17 protein-coding genes are annotated in these 22,597 nt (G+C 33.2%); 7 read left to right on the forward strand and 10 right to left on the reverse strand.

The features are described from left to right. Positions 1-5: 5 nt before the first annotated feature. The 10 genes from NQQ59_RS04420 to dnaK all read right to left on the reverse strand — a co-directional run bounded on the left by NQQ59_RS04420 (position 6) and on the right by dnaK (position 16,721). A complete protein-coding gene (locus NQQ59_RS04420) occupies positions 6-725 on the reverse strand; it encodes a carboxylesterase family protein (protein WP_144213996.1) in 720 nt (239 codons plus the stop codon). Between the two features lie 2 nt (positions 726-727). Then, the gene (locus NQQ59_RS04425) at positions 728-2,101 is read right to left on the reverse strand and encodes a glucoamylase family protein (protein WP_144213998.1); all 1,374 of its coding nucleotides are present in this window, start codon (positions 2,099-2,101) and stop codon (positions 728-730) included. A gap of 75 nt (positions 2,102-2,176) precedes the next feature. Then, positions 2,177-3,643, reverse strand: coding sequence for a RagB/SusD family nutrient uptake outer membrane protein (locus NQQ59_RS04430; RefSeq protein ID WP_144214000.1), 1,467 nt, complete (start codon positions 3,641-3,643; stop codon positions 2,177-2,179). Between the two features lie 4 nt (positions 3,644-3,647). Further along, positions 3,648-6,653 carry a SusC/RagA family TonB-linked outer membrane protein gene (locus NQQ59_RS04435; protein ID WP_144214002.1) on the reverse strand — a complete coding sequence of 1,002 codons (3,006 nt, stop codon included), beginning with the start codon at positions 6,651-6,653 and terminating at the stop codon, positions 3,648-3,650. Positions 6,654-6,897: 244 nt separating this feature from the next. After that, positions 6,898-9,642, reverse strand: a complete 2,745-nt coding sequence (locus NQQ59_RS04440; protein ID WP_144214004.1) for a helix-turn-helix and ligand-binding sensor domain-containing protein — start codon at positions 9,640-9,642, stop codon at positions 6,898-6,900. Positions 9,643-9,712: 70 nt separating this feature from the next. Continuing rightward, positions 9,713-10,138, reverse strand: coding sequence for a DUF3995 domain-containing protein (locus NQQ59_RS04445; protein WP_144214006.1), 426 nt, complete (start codon positions 10,136-10,138; stop codon positions 9,713-9,715). A gap of 22 nt (positions 10,139-10,160) precedes the next feature. After that, on the reverse strand, positions 10,161-11,345 hold the full coding sequence (locus NQQ59_RS04450; RefSeq protein WP_144214008.1) for an acetate/propionate family kinase: 1,185 nt from the start codon (positions 11,343-11,345) through the stop codon (positions 10,161-10,163). Between the two features lie 93 nt (positions 11,346-11,438). Beyond that, entirely contained in the window at positions 11,439-13,532 is a 2,094-nt protein-coding gene (gene pta, locus NQQ59_RS04455; RefSeq protein ID WP_144214010.1) for a phosphate acetyltransferase, read from the reverse strand. A 66-nt stretch (positions 13,533-13,598) separates the two neighbouring features. Further along, positions 13,599-14,672 carry a magnesium/cobalt transporter CorA gene (gene corA, locus NQQ59_RS04460; RefSeq protein ID WP_144214012.1) on the reverse strand — a complete coding sequence of 358 codons (1,074 nt, stop codon included), beginning with the start codon at positions 14,670-14,672 and terminating at the stop codon, positions 13,599-13,601. Positions 14,673-14,837: 165 nt separating this feature from the next. Further along, positions 14,838-16,721, reverse strand: a complete 1,884-nt coding sequence (dnaK, locus tag NQQ59_RS04465) for a molecular chaperone DnaK (RefSeq protein WP_144214287.1) — start codon at positions 16,719-16,721, stop codon at positions 14,838-14,840. Between the two features lie 284 nt (positions 16,722-17,005). On the opposite strand from dnaK, the gene NQQ59_RS04470 reads away from it, so the two are divergent. From NQQ59_RS04470 to NQQ59_RS04500, 7 genes are all read left to right on the forward strand, one after another. Then, the gene (locus NQQ59_RS04470) at positions 17,006-18,493 is read left to right on the forward strand and encodes a TlpA family protein disulfide reductase (protein ID WP_144214289.1); all 1,488 of its coding nucleotides are present in this window, start codon (positions 17,006-17,008) and stop codon (positions 18,491-18,493) included. Between the two features lie 20 nt (positions 18,494-18,513). Then, on the forward strand, positions 18,514-19,281 hold the full coding sequence (locus tag NQQ59_RS04475) for a hypothetical protein (RefSeq protein ID WP_144214291.1): 768 nt from the start codon (positions 18,514-18,516) through the stop codon (positions 19,279-19,281). A gap of 11 nt (positions 19,282-19,292) precedes the next feature. Then, positions 19,293-20,564: a Na+/H+ antiporter gene (locus NQQ59_RS04480; protein WP_144221489.1), complete on the forward strand. Its 1,272-nt coding sequence runs from the start codon at positions 19,293-19,295 to the stop codon at positions 20,562-20,564. 34 nt (positions 20,565-20,598) lie between these two features. Next, positions 20,599-21,066 carry a hypothetical protein gene (locus tag NQQ59_RS04485; protein WP_144214295.1) on the forward strand — a complete coding sequence of 156 codons (468 nt, stop codon included), beginning with the start codon at positions 20,599-20,601 and terminating at the stop codon, positions 21,064-21,066. An 87-nt stretch (positions 21,067-21,153) separates the two neighbouring features. Next, a complete protein-coding gene (locus NQQ59_RS04490) occupies positions 21,154-21,615 on the forward strand; it encodes an SRPBCC family protein (RefSeq protein WP_144214297.1) in 462 nt (153 codons plus the stop codon). 32 nt (positions 21,616-21,647) lie between these two features. Further along, a complete protein-coding gene (locus tag NQQ59_RS04495) occupies positions 21,648-22,067 on the forward strand; it encodes a hypothetical protein (RefSeq protein ID WP_144214299.1) in 420 nt (139 codons plus the stop codon). Positions 22,068-22,147: 80 nt separating this feature from the next. Continuing rightward, a complete protein-coding gene (locus NQQ59_RS04500; RefSeq protein ID WP_057122622.1) occupies positions 22,148-22,585 on the forward strand; it encodes an acyl-CoA thioesterase in 438 nt (145 codons plus the stop codon). The last annotated feature ends 12 nt before the right edge of the window (positions 22,586-22,597 follow it).

Below are 22,597 nucleotides of genomic sequence, written 5' to 3' on the forward strand. Positions count from 1 at the left end.
TCTATTTATTTGTTTGTATTCGTTTTTCTTTGCTGAAACATCCAGTCGTAGATTTCCTTGTTATCATAAACTCTTGTCCAGCTGTCATGATTTGCATCATCAAAAATGGTCAGCTTTACATCTTTTGCATTGCATTTTTTCAATTCTTTGTAAATCGTAATCGCATAATTTACATTGACAACATCATCCAATAATCCGTGGAAAATTCTGGTTGGAATATTGGCTATTTCACAAGCGTGTTCTAACTGAATTAAATCTACAAAACCAGCGACAGGTACGTTTGCTGCAAATAGATCCGGATGTGCAAAAGCCAAATTCCAAGAAGCCCAACCTCCTGAGCTCAAACCAGTAACATATATTCTTTCTGAATCAATTTTATTCTCTTTCTGAATTTTCACAATCAACTGATAAATGGATTCTATGTCCCAATCCTCATTTTCTTTACATTGAGGAGCTAAAACATAGGCATCTAATTGATGTGTTTTTAGATATTTTAAAGGCCCGTTGATTTTTACTTTTTCAAGATCAGTTCCTTTTTCTCCATCACCAGAAATAAAAACTATTAAAGGCTTTTTCTCTTTTGTATTTGCTGGCTTATGCAACACATAACCAAGCTCGTACTTCGCCATAATAACGGTATTAATCTTTCCAGTTGTTTCGCTTTGGCTAAAGCCAAAAAGAGACAACAAAGCGAATAAAAAAGCTAATTTATATTTCGTGCTCACCTTTAAATTCCGTATTTCCCAGATTTAAATCCAAGTTTTGTTAAACCTTGTTTTACCTCAGGTGCATTCATAAATAATTTCCATAATAAACCTGTTCGGTAGTTTTCAATCATTACTACTTCAGGTCCCTGATCAATTGCTAGATAACGTTTTGCAACCCATTTATTTCCTAAACTTAAAGCATCATAAAACCCTGCATCTCCCCAAGTTTCTTTTTTATGATTTTCATATAAATTACGAATAAGGGTCATGGATTCTTTTGGCGTATACACAATTGAACTGATAGCAGCAGTTGGTGAAATCACACCCTGATCGTTGCTCGGCATATGTGCATTGTACCCTACAGAACCATCTGGATTTCTGGAATACGATGCTGTTAAACCCCAATATTCAGGACCATATCCCGGAATTTTATTTGGATTTTCTACACAATACTGATAATTGATTTTGGTCTGATTTACATTTAAATCCCAGTAATTAGCATATTTATCGCTTAATTGATTTGGATCTAAACCTACATAAGAATAATGCGCCCAAAATAATGGTCCGCCAAATTCTTCTGCCCCATTATGTTTTAAAATTAAAGGCAAATTGTATTTTGTTTTTGGAGAAACAATTTCGCCGCCTCTCGCCCAGCCTTCATGATACGCTTTTGCATCAATTGAATGTGTTGGCGAAGATGCTGCCATTACATAAGTAATTAAACATTCATTATATCCCTTTAAAGGAAAATCCATTTGCCAAGCATAATTTGGCGACCAATGCCAGTACAAAACATTTTTATTGTTGGTGTACCATTTCCAATCTACACCTTTCCAAAGTGCATCGTATTTTTGGGCAACTGCTTTTTCTGTTTCAGAACCATCTTTAAGATATTCACGAACAGTAATCATTCCCGCAACCAAAAATGAAGTTTCGACTAAATCGCCACCATTATCCTTGGTTCCAAAAGGTTTTACTTTTCCTGTATTTCCGTCAATCCAATGTGACCATGCTCCGTGAAAACGATCTGCTTTGCCTAAAAAATCTGCAATTTTGTTCAGTCTTTCTACCCCCTTTTCTTTAGTGATATATCCTTGAGACATACCAGAAACTATAGCCATTAATCCAAAACCTGAACCTCCTGTTGTTACGATATTGGAATCGTTTTCAGGATAATTTCCATCCGGATGATAACGTTCTCTGGCTAATCCAGAATTTGGTTCTGCATAATCCCAGAAGTATTTAAATGTTTGTTTTTGAACAGTATCTAAAAGCTGTTCATCTGTTAATGCAGCAACGCCAGAAGTATTTTCCTGTGTAATTTCTTTTGACTTCTCTTTCGATCCGCAACCAAAAAATGCAAAAGCTAAAAATAAAACTGAAATTCTAATCATTATGAAGATTTTGAGATTGTAATAAATAATCACTTCCTTCAGAAAATTGAAGGAAGTGATTTTAAAGATTATAAATTAATATCCTCCAGGATTTTGACTTGAATATCCAACTGATTCTCTGATAAAGAATGTTGGAATAGGCCATAATTCATGTTTTCCAACAACAAAGTTTTTACCATCTGCAGTCATCGCTGCTTGTGCTTGACCTGTTCTAATTAAATCAAACCATCTGTCGTGTTCAAAGGCAAGTTCTACTCTTCTTTCTTTCCAGATCGCTGTTCTTACATCTCCTTGTGATACAGCTGGTGTGTCTCCTAAATTAGCTCTATGTCTAACTTGATTCAACAATGGAATTGCTCCTGCAGTTTGTCCTAATTCGTTTAAAGCCTCAGCTTTCATCAATAAAACTTCTGCATATCTTAAGTATCTAAGATTTGTATCTGTAAATTCAACATTGTAAAAATCTGATGAATAAGCTTTATAATTATACATTGGATTAGTTACAGTAGAAGCCACAACTCTACCATCATATAAAACTGAACCTCTAAAAATAATTGTAGCCGCTCTTCTTACATCACCTGGTTCGTAAGCATTTGCTAGACCTTGTGTTGGAGTATTGAAGCCCCAACCCCATCCACCATTACCACGTGGTGCTTGAGAAACTGTGTAATTACCAATTCCAAGTTTTTGGTCAGATGTTGGTGATCCAACACCGTTGATTTCGAAAATTGATTCAGAACCAAATTCTCCATCTTTTTTAAATTGTAATGAATAATCTGAAACTAAAGAGTAACCCGTAACTTTATCACAATTATCAACTACATTCTGCCAGTTCTTTTCGTATAAATTTACTTTTGCTAATAATGCATAAGCAGAACCTTTAGATACTCTTTGTTTATCATTACCTGAATAAGCAGATTTTTCAGGAAGTAATGCTGATGCTTCTGTCAAATCCTTCACAATTAAAGCATAAACATCTGCAACTGGTTTACGAGTCAACTGCATTTCTTTATCTTCTGCTGTTAATGGTGTGTTTGTTAAACGGTCAACAATAGGAACAGCCCCATATCCTTTTACTAATGTAAAGTACATAAAAGCTCTCATGAATTTTGCTTCTCCAATTAATCTGTCTCTCAATGCTGGAGTAACTTTATCTAATTGCGGTAAATAAGTTAATGCTTGATTACATCTGTTGATTCCTGCATAATTAGCTTTCCAAACACTCTCAAAAGATGGTGTTGAAGCATTGTAAGTCAAGGCATCCATAACATCTTTATCAGTTCCAGTATCTCCAGGATCAGAACCTTTATCAGCATCATCAGAAATTATACTTGTTACGGCGTTCCATCCAAAAGATGACATGTCCCAAGAAAGAAATTGGTTGTAAATTGAAGTAACCAATTCTGTCGCTTTACTATCTGTATTTAGATAATTTATATCAACTGGAATTTTATCCGTTTGATCCACATCTAAAAAGTCATCTGAACATCCTGCAAAGAAAAGTCCAGAAAGTAAAAACATTGATATATATATTTTTTTCATAATATTAAAATTTTAAATTAGCTCCAATAACAAATGATCTCAATGATGGGTAAGCGTCAAGCTCAACACCCTGAGTACCTGTCACTAATTCATTATCTCCTAATGCTTCTGGTGATAATCCTGAGAATTTTTGTGTAATAAATGGATTAATAGCATTTACGTAAATTCTGCAATAATTAATAAAGCTATTTTCTCTAATTGGAAGTTTATATCCTACAGTTATGTTATTGATTCTAAAGAAATCTGCTGATTCTAAATAATATGTTGAAGCAACTGGAACTTGATTAAACGGAGCTGGATTTGAAGCTGTCGTATTTGTTGGAGTCCAAAAATCTCTTGTTAGAGAAGCTTCTACATTTTCTCCAGAAAAACGTTGTGCTTTTTTACCATTGTAAACTTTTGCTCCTCCAGTACCATAACCATCAACAGAAAAGTCAATGTCTTTGTAAGTTAAACCTAAAGTAACACCGTAGTTAGTAGTTGGTAAAACTGAACCCACATATTTTTTATCGTTAACCTCGTTTAAAGCTCCTTGAGCAACTTTGTCTCCATTAGCATTGTAGTATAACATTTGTCCATTTGCTGGATCTACTCCCGCATATTCGTACATGTAGAAACTACCAATAGGACGTCCAACAGACGTAAAGTCAAGCAATTTTGTATTTTGTCCGTTTCCTAAGCTTCCTGAAACAATTGGAGCAATAGATGGATTATTTAAACTTGCTAACTTATTTTGATTGTGAGAGAAGTTACCTCCAACCCAGTAGCTTAAGTTATCGTTTATTTTATCATCCCAACGTAAAGCAATTTCATAACCTTTATTAGATACTTCTCCTACGTGTGTAGCTGTTCTTTGAGTAAGTCCAGAAGTTGAATATGGTAAAACATATAAAATTGCATTTTTTGTATTCTTGTCATACACATCAAAAGATCCTTTTAATCTGCTGTCAAACATTTCAATATCAAAACCTCCAGAAAGTTCTTCAACAATCTCCCATGATAAATTTGGATCCACAGATGAATCTACAGTAATACCTGAACCTGAATTTGGTCCATAATTTAAACCAGATGTAAAAGTTTGATTGTTTAATGGCACTTTTTGGTTACCTAATCTACCCCAAGAACCTCTAATTTTTAATAAATTAAGGTTTTTAACATCGCTTAAAAAACTTTCTTTTGTAACAATCCATCCAGCACCGAATGATGGAAAAGTTCCCCAACGGTTACCTTCAGAAAATTGTGATGATCCGTCACGTCTTACAGTACCTGTGAACAAATATCTATCCATTAACTTGTATTGGAAACGTGCAAAGTAAGATGATAACTTAGATTGATTTAACGCTACATCATTATATCCTACAACATTATTTGCATAAGGCACATTATCTAAAGCCCAATAATTCGAATTAGACTCAACATTTTTTCTAGTAATCGTAAGCTTTTCTCTAGTACCAATAACGTTTGCTTCGATACCAGCAGTAACTTCTACATCGTGAATTTCTGCAAATATCTTATTATAAGTGAAATAGTTAGATAAGTTCCAATTGAAATATTGGTCTCTATTTCTTGTCAAAGTATTAGTATTCAAACTATTTGTATCGTAAGCTGACGCAATACGGTTTGGATCTGCTGCTAACCATAAAGCTAAATTATCAACATAATTGTATTGCTTATAGGTATAGAATTCTCCATTAAATTGAGATGTAAATTTTAAAGATTTTGAAATATCATAATCCAATTTTAAACCTCCTTGTAAAATAACAGTTTGTTGTTTTTCATTATTGTAGTCTAAAGCTACTACAGGGTTTCCAACTGAATTAAATTGAGAACCAGTTTGAGCTGCAACTCCATTATTTACAAACGGCACACCATATTTTCCATTAGAATAACGCACAGGAATTATTGGAGATTGTCTATATGCAGATGTAAATGCAGATAGTGGTTGCGGTGTATTCTTAATAGAACTTACACTGAAATTTTGGCTTAGTTTAAGTTTTTCAGAAATTTTATATTCATTATTACTTCTAACAGTAGTACGAGAATAATCAGTTCCGTTCAAAATACCTTTTTCTTGGTAATTTGCCGCACTTAAAAAGTACTTAACGTTTTCTGATGAACCAGAAATTGCGATGTTATTTTCTGAAAAAGTACCTGTTCTTGTAATTTCATCATACCAATTTGTATTGATTGGCTGATTCAAAGAAAATTTTGTTGGATCGTTGAAAGCGGCATTACTATAACGAGCGTATTCTTCGCTGTTAGCCATTTTTACTTTCTTCAAGGCAGTTTTAAATCCGCTGTAGCTGTCAATATCTACAGTCATTTTACCTTTACCTGTCTTAGTTGTGATCATGATAACACCATTTGCACCTCTAGTACCATAGATTGCAAGAGCAGACGCATCTTTTAGAACCTCATATGAAGTAATATCATTTGTGTTGATGTTATTAATGTTATCCGTTGGCATACCATCAACAACATACAAAGGATTTCTACCTCCTAATGCAGTACCAACCCCTCTAATAATTACTGAAGGTGTTCCTCCAGGAGTATTAGATGCAGTTACCTGAACCCCAGCCGCTTTACCTTGAATAGCTTGAGTCGCGTTAGCTACCTTCATTTTTGTAATTTCTTCTGATTTTAAAGAACTTACAGCAGAAGTATTATCAATTTTCTTTCTTGTACCGTACCCAATTACCACTACTTCTTTTAAGGCAGTATCACTTGATTCTGTTAAAGTAATAGTCATTGGTGCGGCTGTAGCCGGTAAAGAAACCGAATCAAAGCCTAGCATAGAAACTTTTAGAATGTCTCCAGGTTTTGCATTAATTGTAAAGTTTCCGTCGAAATCTGCATCTGCAGTTGCCCTAGCATCAGAGGAAGCAATAATTGCTCCTGGAATTCCCATTCCGCTGCCGTCAACTACTTTCCCTTTAATTGCTTGAGCTTGCCCCATCATATATGTAGGCAGCAACAAGAGAGCTAAAAAGCTAAAAATAAAATTTTTCATACAGTACGTAATCGTTTAAGTTAGTAGAGCCAAATTAAACAATTACAACGTTGTAGTACATCATACACCACTACAACACAGCTACATCATTGTGTTAAAATTAACAAATAAAATACTGATTATCAAAACCATACATTTCAATGAATTTCCTTTAACACAACGTTATGATGTAGTAATGATGTATTAGAATTATGTAAAAATAGAGATCTAAAAATAGAATATCTGTAAAAAATAAAATCAAATCTTACAGACTTAATAAAAATTTCGACAGGTTTTCCTCTTGTGTGAGGTTTAACTTCTTTCTGAGACGATATCTATGCAATTCTACACCTCTAAAAGAGATGTTCATCATAGGAGCAATTTCCTTCGAAGAAAGGTTCATTTTAAGATAAACACACAACTTAATATCCTTTGGAGTTAAATGTGGGTATTTTTTAGAAAGATTTATAATAAACTCATTATGGATCTGATTCAAATTGGTTTCAAATATTTCCCATTCGTGTTTATTTACTTCATTAATCTTAATTGCTTTTTTGATTTCACTTTTAAGTTTAGAAAAGTCCTTCTCTGTTTCCAGAATTCCCTGAATTTTATCAATCATCTCAGTCTGCTTAGCAATTGATAAAGATTTTCCAGCTACTTCTGAAGATTTTGACTGTAATTCAAGTTCAAGAATATGTTTTTCGTATTCTTGAAGATTAAGCTCATTTTCTTTTTTCAACTCCATTTCCAGAATTTCCCTCTGGTGTTTTAATTCTTCGGCTTGAAGTTTTAGTTTTTGCATGTATCGGAACTTATTCCATTTATAATAGAAAAATAAAACAGCTCCAATTATTAATAAATAAAGAAGAATCATCCAAAATGAAAAGTACCACGGTTCGGCAACTTTAAACTTATAAAAAGATACTTTATCATAAGTTGCTCCGTCATGTTTAAATATTTCTACACTATGATAACCACTACTTAAATTATTCAAGATAATCAATCCGTCAGAAATGGGTACAAAATCTTTTGCTTTATCGAGTTTATAAAACAAATTGGGTTTGCTCGCTCCATAAATTCCAGAAATAGCATCAATTTTTAATTCGGTATTGAATTTAATTTTCGATTCATTCGGAACTAAAACATCATTACTGTAAGCTTCGATCTTAATTTTTGAATTTTGTCTGTTTTCGTATTTCAGCTTAAGCGAAATAAATCCGTCATCGAGATTAAAAAGGTAATAATTGTCTTTTTTAAAGATTCTCAAATTTTCATTGATCAATTTCCCTTTATAATATTTCTCCTGAATAATGTTCCAGATGAATTTATTTCCTTTCACATAAATATGATACAGAATTCCATTTTGCAGCACCATGAAATGATCTTCATCTATCGAAATAATATCTGTTACATTTTTAAAGTTTTCATTAAACAATTCATTTTCCTGTAATTTATTGGAAATCGAATTATATGTATACCAGGAGTTATTTATAAGAAAGAGAATCTCTTTTCTGAATTCGAAGATTTTTATACCAAAATCATTTTTTATTTTACTTTGCTGCGTAACATTATCAACTTTTAAAGTGTTGAAATTATCATCTAACAAAACACGGTACAAACCACGATAATTATCTGCAGCCCAAATTTCATTCTTTTTGTTCTGGGCTACATATTTTATAGGTTTTGCCAGATCCTTGATAATTTTATAATGAGAAAGATCAGAAGCATCGTTATAAACCAAAATACCGCTGTAAGTGGACTGGAAATAAGTGTCATTGATACTGCTTTTTGACATGTTCCAACCTCCGCTGACTCCGTTTATTTTGGTCAAGACGCCATTTTCGTATGAAAAAGTTCCATCATTATGCCCTATAATATATTTACCATTTATTAAAGAAATATTCCAGCCTTGTCCCTGCGTGTTGGGCATCATATTGAATTTCCCAGCACTATATTCAAATATTCCGTGATTTGAAGCAATTAAATAACCGTTGTTTATAGGCGCAACAGAATAAACTGAACCTAAAAGTCCTGAATTATCATAAAAGAAAGAGATCGGAGAATTGACCTCAACATGTGCAATACCATTATCAAGTCCAACCCACAAATCATTTTCTTTATCAAATCCGATACTTAATACCGAATTATTCATTAAAACATTGTCACGCTCAATATTTTGATAGGAATTGTTTTTTAGATCCAGAATAATAATTCCTCTATTTCCTGTTCCGATAACTAATTTTTCTCCTTTTATAAATTTCGCCACATTTATAGTAGCCGATTTTAAAGTTTCATTTATCGGATTGTCCCAACTTTTTAGTCCATCTTTCTCTACAATAAAAACCCCTTTCTTCTGTGTAAATATATAGGTCTTATTTTCATACTTTTCGATGGCATGAACAACTGTCTTTTTAAGAACATTCCATCCTTTTGGATTAGAAATGTACTTATCATTCATTTTAAAAATCCCATCCTGCACAGAAGCAACATAAAGGTTTTTATCTACACCGAAACAGTACGAAATAAGAAAAGGAAATTTTATTTTTTTAATCGTTTTTCCGTTATAAATAAAGACATCATTGAAAGACTGAAAATAAAGCGAACCATTAAACCTGAAAATTTTCCAGATTTCTTCATTATCTCTCTCGTCAAACAATCTTAGATTTTTAGTTATCGAAACATAGTGCATTGTTCCGTTTTTTCTGTGCCAATAACCAAATTCTTTATAAGAGCCAGAATAGATTTTATCACCTTCAATCAAAATAGATCTAATGATGGTTTTGTTTGGAAGTGTATATTTTTCCCATTTTACTCCGTCATAACGAAGCAAATAGTGATTGTTGGCAAAATACATCGCATCATCATTTCCTTGCGCGACGTTCCAGATTTGATTATCTCCCTGATAATCAGATTTACTGTAATTTTCTACAAAAGGAAGTAATTCTTGTGCTTGAAGTTGTAAAGCGATGAAAAAGAAGAAAACTGATTTAAATAGGATCGATTTCAAGATATTCGTTTTTAAACCCAAATATACTCACAAAATATTTAATTTTTGGATTTAAAAAAGAAGAACAGAATCAGTTTATCACTAACAAAATTGCTGTTAGCATACTGATTACCAAACATAATGGAGCAAAATATTTAGTATCATTTTGTCCGAATTTGGTGTTTTTTACTTTTTTGAAAAAGCCAAGATATTTGAAATCTCCGATTGTTCTTACAGCGAATATTGCAATTAGAATCCAAAGTCCATACCTATCTAGCCAGAAAGGCAGCTCAACTAAAAGCATTCTGACTTTTATTAAATAAAAAACACCAAACCCAAACAAAACAATGGCAACAATCAATGTAGCCATTATTCCTGGATTTCTTGGAGGAGTTTGTACATCAGGAGTCGGATAAACACCTTTTGTTCCCCATTTTCCTCCAAAAGCCCAATAAAAATGAATTAATGAAAGAAAAAGAAATATCGAAAATAATAATACCGCAATGATTTTTGCCATTGTTGAAGTTTAACTTAAAGGCTTAATTTTCTAATAACTGATAAACCTGATTGGCGATTTCATATTCTTCGTCTGTTGGAACCACCAAAACTTTTACGATTGAATTTTCAGAATTGATTTCTCTTAATTCCTTAGAACGAATTTGATTCTTTTCTGCATCAATTTCGATTCCGAAATAATCCATATCAGTACAGATTAACTTACGCATGAAAGAAGAATTTTCTCCAATTCCGGCTGTAAAAACAATCGCATTTAATCCGTTTAAAGCTGCAGCATAAGCCCCAATTGTCTTTCTGATTCTGTATGCATTCATTTGTAATGCCAGCTTGCAATCTTTATTTCCTTTTTCTGCTTCTGCTTCAATATCACGTAAATCACTGTAACCTGTCAGTCCAAGCATACCACTTTGTTTCAGTAAAACAGCATTTACCTCGTCTGGAGTATATCCTAAATTTTTAATCATATAAAACACCACAGACTGGTCAATATCTCCTGCACGAGTTCCCATAATAAGACCATTTGAAGGCGAGAATCCCATTGAAGTATCAATACATTTTCCATCTTTAACTGCGGCCATACTACAACCGTTTCCTAAGTGAATGGTAATTATTTTAGAATTATCTTTTAAATAATGAATCGCTTTTTCAGAAACATATTTGTGACTGGTTCCATGAAAACCATACACACGTACTTTGTTTTCAGTTAAAAGGTAATTTGGAATAGCATATTTATAAGCCACTTCTGGCATTGTCTGATGAAAAGCCGTATCAAAAACTGCAATTTGCTCAGCTGAACTGAAAATTTCTTCAGCAACATTAATTCCTTCTAAATTAGCTGGATTGTGCAATGGTGCCAATTCAAAAAGTTGTTTGATTTTTTCTTTTACCTTATCATCAATTTTTACCGTATCGCTAAAATCGCTTCCGCCATGCACGACACGATGCCCCACAGCAGCAATTTCTGAAGTTGATTTAATCACTCCTTTTTCTGCATCTAAAAGCATATTGGCTACTTTTTGTAAACCTACTTTGTGATTCGGAATTGGCAACATTTCTTCCTGTGAAGATATGGCTGTTTTAAAAGTAATATTTGAAGTTTCTAAACCAATTCGATCAATCATCCCCGAACAAATTACTTCGTTTTCTGGCATGACCATTAATTGATATTTAATTGAAGAACTTCCTGAGTTTATAATAAGTATTTTCATTTTTTTTTATTTGCCACAAAGGCGCTAAGTCACTAAGTTTATTTTTTATTTACTGAAAATTAAGATTTTTTAATTCTTAATTTTTAATTGAATCTACATTCCTTGCGCCTGAATCGCTGTAATGACAACTGTATTGATAATGTCATCAACGGTACAACCACGGCTTAAATCGTTTACGGGCTTATTTAAACCTTGCAACATTGGTCCGATGGCCAAAGCTCCGGTTTCTCTTTGAACGGCTTTATAAGTATTATTTCCTGTATTTAAATCAGGGAAAATAAGTACGCTCGCCTGCCCTGCCACTTCTGAATCTGGCATTTTGCTTTTTCCGACACTTAAATCCACAGCAGCGTCGTATTGAATTGGACCTTCAATTTTTAAATCTGGTCTTTTCTCTTTTACAATTGCTGTTGCTGTTCTTACTTTGTCAACCTCATCTCCTTTTCCTGATGATCCTGAAGAATAAGAAAGCATCGCTATTTTAGGTTCAATTCCGAAAGTCAAACTTGATTCTGCAGACGAAATTGCGATTTCTGCCAATTGTTCTGCCGTTGGGTTTGGATTGATGGCGCAATCTCCAAAAACAGAAACTCTGTCTTCTAAACACATAAAAAATACAGAAGAAACTACGGATGAATTGGGTTTTGTTTTAATGAATTGTAATGCTGGTAAAATCGTATGTTGCGTAGTGTGTGCGGCACCAGATACCATTCCGTCTGCGTGTCCTTTGTAGACCATCATCGTTCCAAAATACGAAACGTCTTCCATTAAATCTCTTGCCATCGTTATACTTACGTTTTTCGCTTTTCTTAGCTCATAATACGTATTAGCATAATCTTCGTAAAGTTCAGATTCTTTAGGATTGATAATATTTACTTTAGAAAAATCAAATGTAATTCCAAGTTCAACTACTTTATTTTCAATTTGTTTTTTATCTCCAATAATTGAAATATCAACCACATCCATATCTAACAATCTTGATGCTGCAGTAATGATTCTGTCATCATTTCCTTCTGGCAATACAATGTGTTTTCTATGTTGTTTGGCTCTTTTGACCATATTGTACTGAAACATTTTTGGTGTCATACCTTCAGCCACAAAAGTGATCAATCTTTCAGACAGCGCTTCGTTATCAACGTATTTCTCGAATGTTGTTATTGACGTTTCTATTTTATGTGTATTATTGGCATAAATCTCCGATTTGATTGAACCAATTTTGTTGGTAATATGATAAGTTCCGCCGTCAACCGCAATAATTGGCACAATCGCAGAAAGTCCTTCAATAAGCTTTAGAATGCTTTCTTCTGGAACAATATTTCCCGTAAGGATAATTCCTGAGATTGTTGGATAATTTGCAGATTCATTTGCTTGTAAAGCTCCTAAAATAATATCTGAACGATCTCCTGGAGTAATTACTAAAGCGTTATCATTCAAATGAACCAAATAATTATGAAGCTGCATCGCTCCAACGCTGTAATGTCCAATTTCATTATTTAAATAATTTTCTCCGAATAAGACTTTAGCATCCAAAACATTTACAATTTCCTGCATGGTTGGATTATTCAGGCTTGAAATAAGTGGAATCGTATTTACCAAAACATGCGAAGGCAAAGTTTTCTGTAAACTGCTCGTCACCAGCTCAATATTCTCAGGTTGTACTTTATTGGCAAAAACAGATAAAACTTCAACCTCTTTTAGTTTGAAAGAATCATAAACCAGATATAAACTATCTAGAAATTCTTCTAAGGTTTTCCCCACTCCAGAACTTACAATTATGGTGGGAATTCCAAGGTTTTTAGCAATTAAAACGTTTAAATCTAATTCGATAGAAGTTCCTTCGCCAGTAAAACTTGTACCTTCAACCAAAACAAAATCGAAACGTTCTTCTAGTTTTTTGTATTTCTCTATTATTGTATCTAAGACCTCTCCAATCTTACCTTTATTCTTTTTCTTAATTAACTGGCTTTTGGTAATGGCATAAGCATCTTTAAAATCAATATCGAGGTTAAAATACGACAAAACCGTCTCGATATGATTGTCTACTTCACCATCAACAAAATCTTCAATTATAGGTCTAAAATATCCTACTTTGGCCGTTTTACCAATTAAGATACTCATCAACCCGAGCGTAATAATCGATTTACCACTATTGTAATCGCTAGTGGCTATATATATTGCTTTACTCATAATTATTTATATTTATTCTAAATAACAAATTTATACAAAATCAAGTTTTTCGAAGACAAACAAACGTTAAAACCAGCGTCTTTTTTTAAAATAAATGATTAGGGCTATTACTAGCAAAAACATTATTCCCATTACAACAAAATAGCCATTTTGCATTTTGAGTTCGGGCATGTTTTCAAAGTTCATTCCGTACACCCCAACAATAAAAGTCAACGGAATAAATATCGCCGAAATGATGGTCAGCGTTTTCATGATTTCATTCATTTTTCGGCTTTGTTCCGAAAAATAAAAATTAGATGCGCTCTCTAAGGCACTCATATCAGATTCAATCTGTTCCAAAAGTTCTAGACTTTTTTGATGCAATCTGATAAAGAAATTAAACGTTTCTTTCTGAATTAAGCCGTTTTCATCGTCATCATCTTTCTTCGTTTTTAAATAATAAAGTGAATCTCGAAGTGGCACAATAGAACGCTTTAAAAAGTTTAAATTATCACGGTGATTTTCAATTTTTTCTAAAATAATGGGTTTAGCATCTTTTTTAGTTAAATTAATCAACTCTTCTACTTTATCTTCCTCGTCTTCGAGCGTAATGTAGAAATTCTCCATTACAGCGTCTAAAAGCAGATACAAGAGATAATCTACCTTTTTAGTTCGAACAATTCCTGCATGCGTACGTAAACGCTCACGAATGTGCGTAAAGAAATCGCTTCGTTTTTCTTGAAAAGAAATCAGAATTCCATCTTTCAAAATAAAACTAATTTGTTCTACGCTAATATTATCGGAATATTCAGAAGGAAGCAGCGATTTTATGTTAAAGAACAAAACGTTTTGTTGTTCTTCTAATTTGGTTCTTTTTGTTGTGTTTAAAATATCGGCAAGCAGGAAATCATCTAATTTAAAATGAGATCCGATAGTTTTGATGAGATTAATATCATTTAAACCATGAATATTAAGCCAGTTATTTTTGGTGTAATCAAAACAAGAATTTAAAGCCAAGACAGAAAACTTATCATATTCTACAACATCTGCATCATCATACACAAAAAGTTGCATTTCGGTTTCGTGCTCTTTGTGTGTACCTGTATACTCTAATGTGATGTGCTGAACCTTGCGTCCTTTTTTGTATTTGATCTTTCTCATTCGTGAAAATTTACAATAGTAATATTACGAAAAAGAATTCGAAGAAGAAATGACATTTATCAGTTTGTAGAAAAACTGCGGTAAGATATGTTTCTACATTATTTTTTAGACACAAAAAAACCGAGCCATTTCTGACTCGGTTTTTATATTCAATTAAAGAGTAAATTATTTTACTTCTTCGAATTCAACGTCTTCCACGTTATCTCCAGAAGACTGCTCTTGTTGTGGAGCAGCTTGTTGTCCTTCACCTCCTTGAGCGTACATTGCTTCTGTAGCTGTTTTCCAAGCTGCATTTACATTGTCTAATCCTTTTTGGATTGCGTCAAGATCTTGAGATTGGTGAGCCATTCTCAATTCAGTTAAAGCGTATTCGATAGCTGTTTTTTGATCGTCTGTCAATTTATCTCCTAACTCTTTCAATTGAGATTCAGTTTGGAAGATAGTACTGTCAGCTTCGTTTAATTTCTCAGCTCTTTCTTTTGCGATTCTGTCAGCATCAGCATTAGCTTCAGCGTCTTTTTTCATTTTTTCGATTTCTTCAGCTGTCAATCCAGAAGAAGCTTCGATACGGATATCGTGAGATTTTCCTGTTCCTTTGTCAGTTGCAGAAACTTTGATGATACCATTAGCATCGATATCGAAAGTTACTTCGATTTGAGGAACTCCTCTTGGTGCTGGTGGAATACCATCTAAGTGGAAACGACCGATAGTTTTGTTATCAGCAGCCATTGCTCTTTCTCCTTGTAATACGTGGATTTCAACAGATGGTTGAGAATCAGCAGCAGTAGAGAATACTTGAGATTTTTTAGTTGGGATAGTTGTGTTAGACTCGATTAATTTAGTCAATACACCACCCATAGTTTCGATACCTAAAGAAAGAGGTGTTACGTCAAGTAACAATACATCTTTTACATCTCCAGATAAAACTCCACCTTGAATAGCAGCTCCAATAGCAACAACCTCATCAGGGTTAACTCCTTTAGAAGCTTTTTTACCGAAGAATTTTTCAACTTCGTCAGCGATTCTTGGCATACGAGTAGAACCTCCTACAAGGATTACTTCGTCGATATCAGATGTAGATAAACCTGCATCTTTTAATGCTTTAGCAACTGGCTCCATAGAACGTTTTACTAATGCATCTGATAATTGCTCAAATTTAGCTCTAGATAATTTTTTCACTAAGTGTTTTGGTCCAGAAGCAGTAGCAGTTACGTATGGTAAGTTGATTTCTGTTTCAGCAGAAGATGATAATTCAATCTTAGCTTTCTCAGCAGCTTCTTTCAAACGCTGTAATGACATTGGATCTAAACGTAAATCAATTCCTTCTTCAGATTTGAATTCGTCAGCTAACCAGTCAATAACAACTTGGTCAAAATCATCACCACCTAAGTGAGTATCACCATTTGTAGACAATACTTCGAATACACCGTCTCCTAATTCAAGAACAGAGATATCAAAAGTACCTCCACCTAAATCGTAAACAGCAATTTTTTGGTCAGTTCCTTTTTTATCTAATCCGTAAGCAAGTGCAGCAGCAGTTGGCTCGTTGATGATACGCATAACTTTAAGACCAGCAATTTCACCAGCTTCTTTTGTAGCTTGACGTTGCGCATCGTTAAAGTAAGCAGGAACTGTAATAACTGCCTCAGTTACTGTTTGACCTAAATAGTCTTCAGCAGTTTTTTTCATTTTTTGAAGTGTCATAGCAGACAATTCTTGAGCAGTGTATAAACGACCGTCAATATCCACACGTGGCGTATTGTTGTCACCTTTTACAACACTGTAAGGAACTCTTTTTGCCTCTTCTTGAGTTTCAGCAAAAGTGTGTCCCATAAAACGTTTAATAGAAGCAATCGTTTTTGTAGGGTTAGTTACTGCTTGTCTTTTTGCAGGATCACCTACTTTAATTTCTCCACCTTCAACAAAAGCGATGATAGATGGTGTAGTTCTTTTTCCTTCTGCGTTAGGGATAACAACTGCTTCGTTACCTTCCATTACAGAAACACAAGAGTTCGTCGTACCTAAGTCAATTCCGATTATTTTACCCATTTTTTATATATTTAATTTTTGATTTTATTTTAATAACTCAGGTGGCATAAGTCAATCTTTGTGCCAATATAAAAAACCAAAGTAAATTGTCAGTTTTGCTATTGGCACGACAATAATCATCTGACAACATGACATTTTTCAAACCTGACAGTCGTGGCACAACCCTGTTTTTTATGTCATTTTAGGAAAGAGTATTCGCTTTTTTCTACAGGAAAATAAAATTTATCTTATAAATACTTTCTTTATATTTGAAAAACCAACTATCCGACATAACTTTAAAGACAATGAAAATATTTCAATTAACGTTAATACTTCTGTTGCCTTGGTTTGCCATTTGTCAGCAAAAAAAAGAAAATATAAAAATCAGCGGAAAGATCAACGGAAAAATCCCTGATGTCATTGCATACACAATCCCCATAAACGGAATTGACTTTTTTGGATTCACTAATTCTGTACAACCAGATCCTGACGGCAATTTTGAAATCAATCTTCACTCGGATAAAACCTGTTTTTTAGATTTAGTAAACGGATTTAAATCATACGGAAGTTTGATCGTCGAACCCGGAATGAATTACAAAGTTTATATCGATACTGAAAATAAAGAAAATAAATTCCGAATAGAATCTAAAAATCAGGAAGGACAACAATTATACAATTTGATTCCTAACCGCAATATGATCGTTGGAGGACATTTTGAACTCGAAACAAGAAGTTATCAAAAGGACAGCATTGTTTCTGATATCAAACAAAAACTTAATCTAAGCTACCAAACCGAAATTACAGGATTTAAAAAATTATTAAACGAGAAAAAGATTTCAAAAAACTTTTATGATCTTGTTGAATCAGATCGGGATTATTTTTACAAAGGAGCTCAGGGAAGTTTGGCTTTTATCAACTTGCTAAATTCAGAAAGAAACAAAAACACATTAAACAAAGAACAATATTCTGAACTTTGGTCAGCCATATTTCAATCCAATCCCATCACAGACCCAAAACTTTTAAGTTCGCCCTGGTTTTACTTTTATGTCGAAAATTATCTGCGTTATAATGAACTTCTTTTAGAAAAAGTAGCTATTTCTCAATTATCAGAAATTAGCAAACAAGGACTTATTCATACCCATAATATAGAAAACGCAAAAAAACATTTATCTGGCTTTCAATTAGAATACTACACTGCTTCATATATCTATTACAATGCAATTAATCAGAATTACGAAAAAGAACTGATTACACTATTTGACCAATTTAAAAAAGAATACACTTCAAGTCGTTTTACTTCATTTTTAGAGCCTGTTATTATTCCTGTCATTAATTTTCATAACAAGCAAAAGGAATCTTTAAACGAAAAAATTAAGTTTGTAGAAAACACAGCAAGCTTCAATTCTGTAAAAGACGCTTTAAAAGAGCTAAAAGGAAAACAATATTATGTAGATATCTGGGCAACTTGGTGCGGTCCCTGTAAAGAGGAATTTAAGCACAATGCCAAATTGTACGAATTGCTAAAATCTAAAAACATTACAATGGTTTACATCTCTCTTGACAAAGATTTCAGAGAAAAACAATGGCGAGAAATGGCTCATTTTTACAATCTGGAAGGTTATCACATTAGAGTTAATGAAAAATTAGATGCTGATTTAAGAACTTTAAATGGTAGTCAATCACTTGCTATTCCTTGGCATTTTCTTGCAGATGAAAACGGGATGATCATTAATAAAAAACTAAGCGGCCCTTCTCAACTTGAAAATTTAGAAAAACAGCTTATCCAAAACTAATTATATAAACTACTATTTTAATGCAAAAAATCGCCTCAATTATTATAGCTCTTTTATTTATTTTTGCCTTTCAATCTTGTAACAAAATAGAAAAAAACAGCAATACTAAAAACGTAGAAGTTGTAGACAGTCTGCCTAATCACAACTTTGAAACTGCTGATGAAGCATACGAAGAAAATGATCCGGAAGAACCCGAAGTTACTTATCCAAAAACAGGAAATAAATTGACCGATTTTCTTCCTAAACTTGATATCTATGCTATTCAGTACGAAGCTGAGGGAGATTTAAACAACGACGGTTTAGCCGATGCTGTTATTGTATTAAAACACAAAGAAAGTAATACGTTAAAAAGACCAACGCTGGTTCTCTTGCGAAATGAAGATAAATCGTATCGTTTGGACAAAGTTTCTGAGATAGTAATGCCAGTTGAATACAATGAGTACGATTTTAAACTTTATGATACAGAAGATGTTATAATTGAAAATGGTGAATTACACATCAGTCTTTATGGAATGGGTCCCAGCGGTACATTTATAAGTGCATTTAAATACATAAAAAATGATTTTGTGCTTTACAATATGGAAACTTACTTTAGTGGCGCCGGAGGTCGTTCAGGTCTTTTTTATGATTTTGAAAAAGGAGAAATAACCGAAACCGAAACCAATACAATGAAAGAAGATGAACCCACAACATCTCAAACTACCAAAGCAAAATTAAAATCTTATTTATTTGAAGACACTTCAATTATTGATTTTTATAATGGAGATAATACTCAACTTAAAAAATAGCTTTCACAATAATGGAAAACTACAGCATCATTATATTTATACTCGCCATTGTAATTGGATTATCAGCCTTTGCTGACAAAGCAAAATTACCCTATCCTATTCTTCTTGTAATTGTTGGAATTGCGATTGGATTTATTCCAACGATGAATGAAATCGAAATTAATCCTGAAATTATTTTCCTGTTATTCCTTCCGCCGTTACTTTATGATGCTTCCTTTAATATTTCGCCGAAAGATTTTAAAACAAACTTAAATACGATAAGCACGCTCGCGATTACTTTGGTTTTCCTGACCACTTTTTGGATTGCTGTAGTGGCACATTATATGATTCCAAATATAACCTGGTCCCTGGCATTTGTACTTGGAGCCATTCTTTCTGCAACTGATGCTGTTGCTGCCATAAGCATCACAAAAGGATTAGGAATATCTCATAAAACAATTACCATTTTGGAAGGCGAAAGCTTAATAAACGATGCCTCTGCATTAGTAGCTTATCGATTTGCTGTTGCTGCCGTTATGGGCTCTGCTTTTATAATATGGAAAGCAACATTGCAATTTGTTGTACTTTTAGGAGGAGGTTTTCTAGTAGGTTTTGTAATGTCCAAAATCCTCTCTGTTATCTTAAAAAAGGTACACAAAAATACCAATGTCACTATTAGTTTTATGTTGTTAATGCCTTTCGTAACTTATTTAATTGCAGAACATCTGCATGTTTCCGGAGTTATCGCTGTGGTCATTTCCGGACTGGCAATTGCTCGTTTTAGCAAAAAAGTATTTCCCGAAAACCTTAAAAACAGCTCACGAAGCCTTTGGGACATTATCATCTTTTTATTGAACGGATTAATTTTTATCCTGATCGGACTTAATTTTAGATATGTACTAAAAGATATCGATGACGACATGATACTTCCCTACATTGGCTATGCATTCATTATTACTATCGTCGCATTATTAATACGATTTGTCAGGATATTTCTTCAAAAGATTAATCTTCAAAAAGCGTTTCAGAAAAACCGTGGCGGAAGAAGAAAAATCAGCGAAGATGCTCTTCTCGATTTTAATAATAGTATTATTTTAGGATGGTCAGGAATGCGTGGTATTGTATCGCTCGCCATTGCAATTGGACTTCCCAGAGTGCTTGAAAATGGAGATCCGTTTCCGGAAAGAAATGCGATTATCTTCATTTCTGTTGCTGTAGTACTTTTTACACTCATTGGACAAGGTCTTACTTTACCTTGGATCGTTAAAAAACTGAACTCAAAAAAAGAACAAATAGAATCTTAAAACCAAATAAAAATTAAAACCAAAAAAATAAAACATGGAACAAGAACTAAAAAGCAATTTTGATGAATTTGAAAAATCTACAGTAATTAGACGTAAATTATTACCGTGGTGGATTAAAACTTTCTGTTGGATTTTTATGATTTTAGCGGTCTGCGGTTTGGCATCATTAATTGGAAATGCCTTTACAGACAACGTTGAATTATCTCTTTATGGTTTTTCAAGCAATACTGCTTATTCAGGAATTGGAATCTTTATTATTGCAGTTATGGCGTTAAAAGGTTTTGCAGCTTATTCGCTTTGGTTTGAAAAAGATAATGCCATATCAATTGCTAAAATTGATGCAATCGTCGGAGTTGTAATCTGCTTAGCTTCCATGTTTATATTACCATTTACAAGAGAAGATGGGCATTTCCCTTTACGTCTAGAAATTTTACTACTTATTCCGTATTATATCAAAGTAAACAAAATTGAGTACGAATGGGACAATCGCGAAACTATTTAATTTAGAAAAACTGATAGATAACCAGTTAACAAAATAATCTTAACTTTATCACTATCAAGTTTTTGTACAATTTAAAACTTTACAGCAATGACTTCAAAAATTCTTTCCACAACACCAGATTCAGAAATCGTTACAACACGAGTTTTAAATTTCCCGCAAGAATTGGTTTTTAAAGCCTGGAGTGATCCTGAACATTTAAAAAATTGGTGGGGACCAAAAGGTTTCAGTAATACTTTTCATGAATTTAATTTCTGTGAAGGTGGTAAATGGAGTTTCATTATGCATGGTCCAGAAGTGGGTAATTATGCTAACGAATGCGAATTCATCAAAATAGACAAACCCAACCTTATCGCCTGGAAACGCCATTCCAAACCTCTTTTTCAGATTCTGACAACTTTCGAAACGGTTGCAGAAAATCAAACGAAAGTCGTTTTCAAAATGCTTTTCGAAACAGAAGAAGAATGCCAGAAACTAAAACCTTACGTTGTAGATAAGAACGAAGAAAACTTTGATAAACTGGAAGTTGAGTTGTCTAAAATGAAATTATAATTATCAAAAAAACTTTAAAAATTAAATTCTTCATGACATTCACCTACTCTATTTGCCATCCTGATAAAAAGGAAATAGAATGTATAACTAAGGTTATTTCTTCTAATGAAGTTTTAGAAATAGCCACAAATTATTCTTGGATACAAAAATTAAACCTTCTTGACTCCATTTCTCCTGATCAAATTTACTTTAACCCTTCCTTAGATTTTAAAAATACCGCAAACGGAAAAAGTTTCTGCCTAACAGCACATTATGACGAGCATAAAAATCCAATGTTTTCATTATGGTATAATCGTCCAAAAAAAGTCAAAGTATTGTTTGGTTTACTTGGAGAATCTGAAAAAATGGTTGTAGACGATTTCTGGTCTCTTAATCTTGATGAATCTCTAAAATACCTAAAGTTCTTTTTAGAAGGAAAATATTCTGAAATTGAAGCATTATTTAAAAAGTAAATCTCATTTATTTTTTGCTTCTTAAATCCAATTTGCATTTTATTCGTAATTTCGGTTTATCATAAAAATACAATAACAAAATGGCTTCATTTACAAAAGAAATATCTTTTCGTTGGTCAGATCTTGACCCAAATTTTCACGTTCGTCACAGTGCTTATTATGATTTTGGTGCACAACATCGTATCGAAATCCTAGAAGAATTGGGCTTGACATTAAAAGTAATGCAAACACAAGGTTTTGGTCCAGTATTATTTAGAGAAGAATGTGTCTTTAGAAAAGAATTAAAGCTTTCAGACAAAATATTTATTCATACCAAAACATCAAAAATGAAAGCTGATGCTTCTCGCTGGTCCATCATTCACGAATTTAGAAGAGAAGACGACACTCTTTGCGCCACTATTACAGTTGATGGTGCGTGGATGGATACAAAACTTCGTAAACTAGCTTCTCCTACTCCTGAAATTGCAATTCAGGCTTTGAGCATTTTCCCGAAAAGTGATGATTTTGTTGGTTTGTAAAACAAGAAACAA

Origin of the sequence: Flavobacterium panacis, from assembly GCF_024649945.1 — a bacterium.
Classification (GTDB): Bacteria; Bacteroidota; Bacteroidia; order Flavobacteriales; family Flavobacteriaceae; genus Flavobacterium; species Flavobacterium panacis.